This window comes from Streptomyces sp. 8K308 (assembly GCF_004348315.1).
In the GTDB taxonomy this organism is placed as follows: domain Bacteria; phylum Actinomycetota; class Actinomycetes; order Streptomycetales; family Streptomycetaceae; genus Streptomyces.
The window spans coordinates 1-7,633 of sequence record NZ_SMKC01000331.1; the positions used below are offsets into that span (position 1 = coordinate 1).

The 7,633-nt window shown below is 69.2% G+C and carries 10 protein-coding genes and 1 pseudogene; 2 read left to right on the forward strand and 9 right to left on the reverse strand.

Features of this window, described 5'->3' with window-relative positions; translation table 11 throughout:
* Positions 1-17: 17 nt before the first annotated feature.
* Complete coding sequence (gene trxA / locus E1265_RS30100) at positions 18-344, forward strand: thioredoxin (RefSeq protein ID WP_132934145.1); 327 nt, start codon at positions 18-20, stop codon at positions 342-344.
* An 81-nt stretch (positions 345-425) separates the two neighbouring features.
* Here the strand turns inward: trxA and E1265_RS30105 are convergent, their stop codons facing one another.
* The 9 genes from E1265_RS30105 to rpmH form a co-directional block, all read right to left on the reverse strand.
* The gene (locus E1265_RS30105; RefSeq protein WP_132934146.1) at positions 426-1,043 is read right to left on the reverse strand and encodes a GNAT family N-acetyltransferase; all 618 of its coding nucleotides are present in this window, start codon (positions 1,041-1,043) and stop codon (positions 426-428) included.
* Positions 1,044-1,111: 68 nt separating this feature from the next.
* Positions 1,112-2,251 carry a ParB/RepB/Spo0J family partition protein gene (locus tag E1265_RS30110; protein ID WP_132934147.1) on the reverse strand — a complete coding sequence of 380 codons (1,140 nt, stop codon included), beginning with the start codon at positions 2,249-2,251 and terminating at the stop codon, positions 1,112-1,114.
* Positions 2,248-3,321 (reverse strand): ParA family protein, encoded by a 1,074-nt coding sequence (locus E1265_RS30115; RefSeq protein WP_132934148.1) that lies wholly within the window; start codon positions 3,319-3,321, stop codon positions 2,248-2,250. Before E1265_RS30115 ends, E1265_RS30110 begins: the two co-directional genes overlap by 4 nt.
* 282 nt (positions 3,322-3,603) lie before the next feature.
* Positions 3,604-4,335 carry a 16S rRNA (guanine(527)-N(7))-methyltransferase RsmG gene (gene rsmG / locus E1265_RS30120; RefSeq protein ID WP_243741215.1) on the reverse strand — a complete coding sequence of 244 codons (732 nt, stop codon included), beginning with the start codon at positions 4,333-4,335 and terminating at the stop codon, positions 3,604-3,606.
* Complete coding sequence (locus E1265_RS30125) at positions 4,332-4,847, reverse strand: R3H domain-containing nucleic acid-binding protein (RefSeq protein WP_132934149.1); 516 nt, start codon at positions 4,845-4,847, stop codon at positions 4,332-4,334. The genes rsmG and E1265_RS30125 overlap by 4 nt, the downstream gene beginning before the upstream one ends.
* A 15-nt stretch (positions 4,848-4,862) precedes the next feature.
* Positions 4,863-5,918: a membrane protein insertase YidC gene (yidC, locus tag E1265_RS30130; protein ID WP_132934153.1), complete on the reverse strand. Its 1,056-nt coding sequence runs from the start codon at positions 5,916-5,918 to the stop codon at positions 4,863-4,865.
* A 12-nt stretch (positions 5,919-5,930) separates the two neighbouring features.
* The gene (gene yidD, locus E1265_RS30135; protein ID WP_132934150.1) at positions 5,931-6,248 is read right to left on the reverse strand and encodes a membrane protein insertion efficiency factor YidD; all 318 of its coding nucleotides are present in this window, start codon (positions 6,246-6,248) and stop codon (positions 5,931-5,933) included.
* Positions 6,245-6,613, reverse strand: coding sequence for a ribonuclease P protein component (gene rnpA, locus E1265_RS30140; protein ID WP_132934151.1), 369 nt, complete (start codon positions 6,611-6,613; stop codon positions 6,245-6,247). The genes yidD and rnpA overlap by 4 nt, the downstream gene beginning before the upstream one ends.
* Before the next feature lie 24 nt (positions 6,614-6,637).
* Entirely contained in the window at positions 6,638-6,775 is a 138-nt protein-coding gene (gene rpmH / locus E1265_RS30145) for a 50S ribosomal protein L34 (protein ID WP_132819341.1), read from the reverse strand.
* A gap of 433 nt (positions 6,776-7,208) precedes the next feature.
* Here rpmH and E1265_RS39830 point away from each other — a divergent pair.
* A pseudogene (locus tag E1265_RS39830) lies at positions 7,209-7,633 on the forward strand (chromosomal replication initiator protein DnaA); the annotation flags it as partial.

A 7,633-nucleotide genomic window follows, 5' to 3' on the forward strand; every position in this document is an offset into this window, starting at 1 on the left:
AGCTAAGGAGAAGCACCATGGCCGGTGCCACCGTAACCGCCACCGACGCCGACTTCGAGGAGAAGGTCCTCAAGAGCGAGAAGCCGGTACTGGTCGACTTCTGGGCCGAGTGGTGCGGTCCCTGCCGCATGATCGCCCCCTCGCTCGAGGCGATCGCCGCCGAGCACGCCGACAAGATCACCATCGTGAAGCTCAACATCGACGAGAACCCGGCCACGGCCGCTCGCTACGGGATCATGTCCATCCCGACCATGAACGTCTACCAGAACGGCGACGTCGTGAAGACCATCGTCGGCGCCAAGCCGAAGGCCGCGCTGGAGCGCGACCTCAGCGCCTTCCTCTGATCGACACAGCATCTGATCGACGCGAGGGCCGCTGCGTTTCACGTGAAACGCAGCGGCCCTCTGCCATGTCCGCGGGATCCGTTACGACGGACGGAACGCCGGCCGCGCCCTGGCGCCGGCCAGCAACCGATCCAACGCCAGCTCCATGTCGGCACGCCAGGAGACCGCGCGCCTGAGCTCAAGTCGCAGTCGAGGAAAGGCGGAATGCGGTCGCGTCGTCTCGAAACCCACCGCCCACAGATACTCCGCCGGCAGCACACATCGCGGCCCCGACCAACGCGCGTCCCCAAAGGCCTCGATCGCCCGGATCCCCCGCCCCAGCAGTTCCTTGGCCATCGACTGGATCAGCGCCCGACCGAGGCCCTGGTGTTGGGAGCCAAGTTCGATCCGGGCGGTGATGAGTTGGACGGCGTCCGCGGACACCGGGCTGGTTGGGAAGGCGCCGGCCCTCGGCACGTAGGCCGGCGGAGCGTAGAGCGCGTAGCCCACCGGTCGCCGATCCACATAGACGAGGAGACCGCAGGAGCCCCACTCCTCCAACACGGTCGTGAGCCATGCCTTCTTCTCCGACTCCGACCGGCCGGCCCGCTCTGCGGCACGACCACTGACCGGGTCCAACTCCCAGAAGACACATGCCCGGCAGCCGGACGGCAGATCGGCAAGGTTGTCCAGCGTGAGCGGCACAAGCTGACGCCCCATGGATCCCATCGTATCCATGGGGCGTCAGACGTGATCGAAAGTCCGAAGTGACCCCGAGATCAGTCGAGTCAGCCGGCCGCCTCTGTCTCCTGCTGCTCCTCCACAGCGCGGACATGGTCGAGCACCGGTCCCTCGCCCGGAGCGAGCTGGGTCAGGATGCGCTCCAGGTCCTCCATGGAAGCGAACTCGACGACGATCTTCCCCTTCTTCTGCCCCAGGTCGACCTTCACCCGCGTCTCGAAGCGGTCCGAGAGCCGGTTCGCCAGGGAGTCAAGGGCGGGTGAGATCCGCCGGCCGGCGCGCGGGCCCCGGGACCGGGCGCCGTTCTTCTTCAGCGCGGATCCCTGGAGCATCACGATCTCCTCGATCGCCCGCACCGAGAGCCCCTCCGCCACGATCCGCTGCGCCAGCCGCTCCTGCTCCTCGGCATCCTCCACCGACAGCAGCGCCCGAGCGTGTCCGGCCGAGAGCACCCCGGCGGCCACCCGCTGCTGCACCCGAGGGGAGAGCCGAAGCAGCCGCAGGGTGTTGGACACCTGTGGTCGCGACCGACCGATCCGGTCGGCCAGTTCGTCATGGGTGCACTTGAAGTCCCGCAGCAACTGGTCGTAGGCGGCCGCCTCTTCCAGTGGATTGAGCTGGGCACGGTGCAGGTTCTCCAGCAGGGCGTCGAGGAGCATCTTGTCGTCCTCGGTGGCCCGGACGATCGCCGGAATGGCTTCCAGGCCAGCCTCGCGACAGGCCCGCCAGCGCCGCTCGCCCATGATGAGCTCATAGCGCTCCGGCCCCAACTGCCGGACCACGACGGGTTGGAGCAGACCCACCTCCTTAATGGAGGTCACCAACTCGGTCAGCGCGTCCTCGTCGAAGACCTCACGCGGCTGCCGTGGATTGGGGGTGATGAACTCCAGCGGCAGCTCCGCGAAGTGCGCGCCCGCCACCTCCTGGGGGGCCGCCTCGACGCCAGCTGCCACCGTCTCGGCGACCGACGGTGCGTCACCCGTTTCACGTGAAACGCCGTTCTGCCCCTCGCTCACCGAGAACCCGCCAGCCGTCGGAACGGCCAGCCCACGGTCCGGACTCAGCGATGGCACCGCGCCCGGCGATGTCGAGGCGCCAGGCTCCGCCTCGATGTCGTCGGTGCCCCTGGGGGCCGCCGGGATCAGCGCGCCGAGCCCACGTCCCAGTCCCCTGCGTCGTTCGCTCACTGTGTCCCCTCCACCGGGCCGCGCTGCTCCTGCTGCGGCAGTACATGCTGAGATGTCATGCCCCGCAGGGCGATTTCCCGGGCCGCCTCCAAGTAGGAGAGCGACCCGCTGGATCCCGGGTCATAGGTCAGAACAGTCTGCCCATAGCTGGGCGCCTCCGAGATCCGCACCGAACGCGGGATGTTGGTCCGCAGCACCTCGCTGCCGAAGTGGCTCCGGACCTCCTCGGCGACCTGTGAGGCAAGCCTGGTCCGTCCGTCGTACATCGTGAGAAGAATCGTCGAGACGTGCAGCTCCGGGTTGAGATGGCCCCGCACCAGCTCGACGTTGCGAAGCAGCTGCCCCAGCCCCTCGAGCGCGTAGTACTCACACTGGATCGGGATGACCACCTCGGCGCCCGCGACCAGGGCGTTGACTGTCAGCAGGCCCAGCGAGGGCGGGCAGTCGATGAAGACATAGTCCAGTGGCTGTTCGTAGGAGGTGATCGCCCGCTGCAGCCGGCTCTCGCGGGCCACCACCGAGACGAGCTCGATCTCGGCGCCGGCCAGGTCGATGGTGGCGGGGGCGCAGAACAGCCCCTCCACGTCCCGCACCGGCTGAACCACCTCGGAGAGCGGCTTGCTCTCGATCAGCACGTCATAGATCGACGGCACCTCGGCGTGATGGTCGATGCCCAGCGCGGTGGAGGCATTGCCCTGGGGATCGAGGTCGATCACCAGGACCCGGGCGCCATGCAGAGCCAGCGACGCCGCGAGGTTCACCGTGGTGGTGGTCTTGCCGACACCCCCCTTCTGGTTGGCGACGACCATGACCCGCGTCTGCTCCGGCCGGGGCAGACTGCCACCGGCTCGATACATGGCCTCGACCGCCTGCTGGGCCGCCCTGCCGGGCAGGGCTCCTGCGGGAGGCGGCGCACTGGGGGCGATGTCGACCGCACCCCCGGGGGCGTCCGCCGATTCGGACCGAGGGCCGGGCACGGGATCGGCCGTCGGTCCAGCGATATTGGCGTCGGACCGCAATGGTTCACTCTCCTCGACACGCGCAGCCTTCGTGAGATCAAAGCCTGCCATGTCCTGAGGGGTGTCAACCACCGAGGCGTGGTTACGTGTGGATAGCTGGCCCTCTGTGGATACCGCCGCCCCACGTGTGGGTGAGGGGCGAGGGGAACGGCGGTCACGCGGCTCGGCGGCCGCACGTCCACGATTGATGATTCCTTGCAGCAGCGAGCGGCGTTTCACGTGAAACACGATGCCGACGGCCGCCGAGGGCGGCCGTATGACACTCCGCCTCAGAGATATTTTCCGCTCTTTGGCCGTGCGGCGGCCCGGCGGCCGAAGGGCGAGCGCGAAAGATCAGCGCGGTCCCCGGCCGGCTCGCCCGGCCCGGCGGGCGGCCTTCGCCCGCTTGGCCGCGAACCGCACGCCGCCCGGGCTCTCGCCGACCTCCACCCGCACCACCGTCGCCGGGGGATCCACCACCTCGGCACCGACGTGCAGAACCTCGCTCCGCACCACGCCGAGCTTGCTGAGGGCGGCCCGGGCCCCCTTGAGCTCCTGCTCGGCCGTGTCGCCCTTGAGCGCCAGCATCTCGCCATACGGCCGCAGCAGCGGGACCCCCCAGCCGGCCAGCCGGTCCAGCGGCGCCACCGCCCGCGCCGTCACCACATGCACCGGCGGGAAGGTGTTCAGCACCTCCTCGGCCCGGCCGCGCACGACGCTCACCTGCTCCTCAAGGCCCAGCAGCTCCACCACCTCCTGAAGGAAGGTGGTGCGCCGCAGCAGGGGCTCGAGCAGGGTGATGCGGAGGTCCGCCCGGACCAGCGCCAGCGGAATGCCGGGCAGCCCCGCGCCGGAGCCCACATCGCAGACGGTCACCCCCGAGGGGACGACCTCGGAGAGCACCGCGCAGTTGAGCAGGTGGCGCTCCCAGATCCTGGGGACCTCACGAGGGCCGATCAGGCCGCGGCGGACCCCCACCTCGGCGAGCAGCTCGGCATAGCGCACGGCATCCGGCAACCGGTCCCCGAAGACGGCGCCGGCCGCCTCCGGGGGAGGAGGCGGCCCTGCTGGCAGATCCTGGTTCACGGCAGAACGACCACGCGGCGCTGCGGCTCCTCGCCCTCGGACTCGCTACGCAGCCCGGCCGCGGCCACCGCGTCGTGCACCACCTTGCGCTCGAACGGCGTCATCGGCTTGAGCTTGACCGGCTCGCCGCTCTCCCGCACCTGCTGCACGGTCTCCTGGGCCAGCGCGGTCAGCTTCTCGCGCTTGCGGGCCCGGTGCCCGGCGATGTCCAGCATCAGCCGGCTGCGCTCGCCGGTCTCCCGGAGGACGGCGAGCCGAGTGAGCTCCTGCAGCGCCTCCAGCACCTCGCCATCCCGGCCGACCAGCTTCTGCAGGTCGCGGGAGGGCCCGTCGGCGATGACCGACACCGCCGCCCGGTCTCCCTCGACGTCCATGTCGATGTCCCCGTCGAGGTCCGCGATGTCGAGCAGCCCCTCGAGGTAGTCCGCCGCGATCTCACCCTCCTGCTCCAGGCGGGTGAGGACATCGGCGTCCTGGGGAGCTGCCGATGCGGTGGAGGTGGTGTCCGTCACGGGTGGGGCTCCTTCTTACTTCTTGCTGTTCGCGGACGGCTTGCTTGGCTTGCCCGACTGGGACTTCTTGGCCTGCTGCTTCTTCGGCTGCTGCCGCTCGGGCTTGCTGGGCTGCGTGGACCGCTGCGGCTGCTGACCGCCACCCGACTGGCGCTGCGCCTTGCTCTGCCGCTTGGGCTGGGTCCTGGCGGCGCGGGCGGTCTCGGCAGCCTTCTTCGTGTCGGTCACCACCGGCTCCTCCGCCAGCTTGCCCTTCTTGCGCAGGCGCTCCTGGCGCTCCTTGTAGGCGAGGCTGCCGGGGGTGGGGTTCCGGGCGATCACGTACATCTGCTGGCCCATGGACCAGACGTTGGTGGTGAGCCAGTAGATCAGAACGCCGACCGGGAAGTTGATGCCGAAGACGGCGAACATGATCGGGAAGATGTACATCAACATCTTCTGCTGGTTCATGAACGGCGTCTTGACGTCCAGGTTGACGTTCTTCGTCATCAGCTGGCGCTGGGTGAAGAACTGCGACGCCGACATCAGCACGATCATGATGATCGTGACGACGCGCACCGTGCCCAGGGAGGCGCCGAGCGCGGCGATGTCACTCGCGCTGTCCATGAAGCGCGACGCGATGGGGGCACCGAAGATCGTCGCGGAGCGGGCACTGTCCACCTGCTCCGCGTTGAGCACGCCGACGGTGTCGTTGTTCGCGATGTGGCTGAGCGTCTGGAAGAGCGCGATGAAGAACGGCGACTGCGCGAGGATCGGCAGGCAGCTGGCCAAGGGGTTGGTGCCCGTCTCCCGGTACAGCTTCATCATCTCTTCGGACTGACGCTGCCGGTCGTTCTTGTAGCGTTCCTGGATCTTCTTCATCTGCGGCTGGAGCGCCTGCATGTTCCGGGTCGACTTGATCTGCTTGACGAACAGCGGGATCAGGGCGATCCGGATCACGATCACCAGCGAGACGATCGACAGACCCCAGGCCCAGCCGCTGTCCTCGTCGAACACCAAGCTGTACAGCCGGTGGAACTGGACGATGATCCAGGACACCGCGATATAGAGAGGACTGAGGATCGTATTGATCGTGTCCACGGGTCAGGCTCCTTGGGCATGATGGGGGGCACCCCCGGGCGAGGCGTGGGAAAGCGTCCTGTTGTGCCGCAGCCGGTCCCGCAGCCGCCGGTGCCAGACCGGACGCTTCCGAGGAGGAACGTGATCGACTCCACCGGGCGACCAGGGGTTGCAACGCAGGATGCGCCAGACAGTCAGCGCCGTCCCCTTGATCGCGCCGTGCCGGTCGATGGCGCCATACCCGTAGTGGGAGCATGACGGGTAGTAACGACATACGGGGCCGAGTAGCGGACTGATGGTCCACTGGTACAGCTTGATCAGCAGCAGCAGCGGGTACTTCACGTCCGTACCCCTCCCAGCAGCCGCTCCAGTGCGGCGTCGAGGTCCCGGGCCAGCTGATCGTAGGTCGCACCGTCCGCACCAGGCAGGGCCCGCACGACAACCAGGCTACCGGGGGGCAACACGGACAGCCGATCCCGGACCAGGTGCCGCAGCCTGCGCTTCACACGGTTTCGGGCCACGGCGTTCCCCACGGCCTTGCTCACGACGAAACCCGCACGCGGCGGCAGAGGGGTCTCTGCCGCCGGGTGCGGGTCCTTACCGCCGCTCAGATGGACGACGAGGTGCGGGCGTCCGGCCCGGCGCCCCCGGCGCACCGCGGTCGCGAAGTCGTCGCGCCGCCTCAGCCGGTTCTCGGAGGGCAGCACCGCATGGACCTGTGGTCAGTCAGCTCAGGCCGACAGACGCGCGCGGCCCTTGGTGCGGCGACTGGCGATGATGGCGCGGCCGGCACGCGTCCGCATCCGCAGCCGGAAGCCGTGGGTCTTTGCCCGGCGCCGGTTGTTCGGCTGGAAAGTGCGCTTGCTCACTCGGGGGCTCCAGGAGATCTTCGGTGTCCGGCACGGCGGCCGAAACGGAGGTGGACCGCCGACAGCTGTCACCGTGCGCCCGCGAGGAGCTCGCAACGCCCGAGTCAGCCGCCATCGCAGCGCATCGGCGAGGCTCACCTCGGGGGAGAGGCCATCGGAGGCAGGCGGCAGCAGCCGTCGACGACTCGACCTGGCAACGGTACGCGCGAGGCGTCCCACAGGTCAAACCCGGACGGCCCATCCTCGTACACAGCCTGTGGACAACGACTTGATGTGCGCGCGCCGCGCTGACTACCGTGGCTTAACTCGGGATTCTTTCCCGGTCGCCCCCGTCCAACCGTCCTCGCCCAACCGCCCCGGGATCACGGTACAAGCACACCCACGGGCGCCCGTCAACGCCAGCGCCACCCCTGCGAGTGAGAGAGCGTGCCTCGTGGCTGACCTTCCCGCTGATCTTGCCGCGGTCTGGCCTCGCGCGCTCACCGCGATGCTCTCGGACGATCAGCGGCTCGAGCCAAAGGACCACCGCTGGCTCCAGGACTGCCAGCCGCTCGCCCTCGTCTCGGGAACCGCGCTGCTCGGCGTGCCCAACGAGTACGCGAAGAGCGTGCTGGAGGGCCGGCTGGCCCCGCTGATCAGGGACGTGCTCAGCCACGAGTGCGGGCAGCCCATCGGGCTGGCCGTCACCGTGACGGGGCCGCTCCCTTCGCCGCCCTCCCCCGTGCCGCAGCCGCGCGCCGAGCCCGCCGAGCAGCTTCCGCCGCACCCGCGGGCCCACGATCCCTACCCGGGTGGCGAGGCATACCCCGGCCAGGAGCGGCCCGCCGCCCGGCCCGCCTACCCCGACCACCCACGGGC